The organism is Yinghuangia soli (genome assembly GCF_021502675.1).
In the GTDB taxonomy this organism is placed as follows: domain Bacteria; phylum Actinomycetota; class Actinomycetes; order Streptomycetales; family Streptomycetaceae; genus Yinghuangia; species Yinghuangia soli.
Window position 1 is genome coordinate 1 of the sequence record NZ_JAKFHA010000084.1, and the last position, 1,448, is coordinate 1,448.

General features: G+C 69.5%; 1 protein-coding gene. It reads right to left on the minus strand.

Annotation, left to right across the window (positions count from 1 at the left end):
* Positions 1-18: 18 nt before the first annotated feature.
* Positions 19-1,209: an IS110 family RNA-guided transposase gene (locus tag LZ495_RS43615; RefSeq protein ID WP_235058862.1), complete on the minus strand. Its 1,191-nt coding sequence runs from the start codon at positions 1,207-1,209 to the stop codon at positions 19-21.
* Between the last annotated feature and the right edge of the window lie 239 nt (positions 1,210-1,448).

Sequence of the window (1,448 nt, forward strand, 5' to 3'; positions counted from 1 at the left end):
CACCTCCTAATGCTGTTGTCAACCCGCTGATGTGACCGGGAGTTCGTGTTGGTAGCACCGTCCGTCACGGATGAGGGCCCACAGGACGTTCACGCGTCGGCGGGCCAGAGCGAGCACGGCCTGGGTGTGGCGTTTGCCTTCGGCGCGTTTGCGCTCGTAGAAGCGGCGGGACGCCTCGCAGCAGCGGATGCTGATCAGCGCGGAGGTGTAGAAGACGCGTTGGAGGCCGCGGTGATAGCGCCGGGGCCGGTGCAGATTGCCGTGCACGTTGCCCGAGTCTCGGGGCACGGGAGCCACGCCCGCGAGGCTGGCGAGCCGGTCGGCGGTGCCGTACCGGGTCATGTCGCCGGCGGTGGCGGCGAGGAACTCGGCGCCGAGGAGCGGGCCGATACCGGGCATGCTGGAGATCACCTCGGCGAGTTCGTGGTCGCGAAACCGGGCCGCAATGAGCTTGTCGATCTCGGCGATCTGCTCGTTGAGGCCCATCACCTCCTTGGCCAGGGTGTGGACCACCTGCGCGGCGATCCTCTCCCCGGGGAGGGCGGTGTGCTGGCGCTCGGCGGCCTCCACGGCCGCCGCGGCGAGCGCTTCGGCGCCGCGGACCTTGCGGTTGCGCAGCCAGGTCGTCAGTCGGGTGCGGCCGACGCGCCGCAGCGCGGCGGGCGTCTGGTAGCCGGTCAGCAGGATCAGGGGCCCCTGGTTGTCCAGGTCGAGGGCCCGCTCCAACGCGGGGAAAATGCCGGTGAGTTGACCGCGCAAACGGTTGATCCGGCGGGTGCGGTCCGCGCTCAGGTCCGCTCGCCGGCCGGTGAGGATCCGCAACTCGACGGCATGCTCGTCGTCCGGTCGCAGCACCGTCAGGTCGCGGCGCATGCGGGCCTGGTCGGCGATGACGGTCGCGTCCTTCGTGTCGGTCTTGCCCGTGCCGCGGTAGCCGGCCGCGGCACGGTTGACCGCGAGTCCGGGTATGTAGACGAGGTGCTGGCCGTGGTTGAGCAGCACGTTGACCCACAGCGCCCCCATGCCGTCGGCGACGTCGACCGCCCACACCACCTCGTCGCCGAGCGCGAGCACGTCCGCCATCAGCACGAGCAGTTCCGGCTCGTCGTTGGCGATCCGGCGCGAGAGCAGCCGTCCGCCGTCGGCGTCCACCACCACGCAGTGGTGGTGGGTCTTGCCGATGTCCGTCCCCGCCCAGATCCGGGCCACGTGTTCCTCCGGTCGTTCGACATGCACTCTTCGTCCGGACGACCTCGCCGGCGTGGTCCTACTCAGCGATCCCCCGAAAGGGCCCGCAACTCCTAATCAGCGGCCGAGTCGTCGTGAGACACCGGGCGGCCAGGTGATCTGAACCATCGAGGGCAACCGACTGAAAGCCACACCCGGTGTCTCTGGGCCCCATGACCATACGACTGGCCATGATCAACCCACACAACAACGTAGGACCG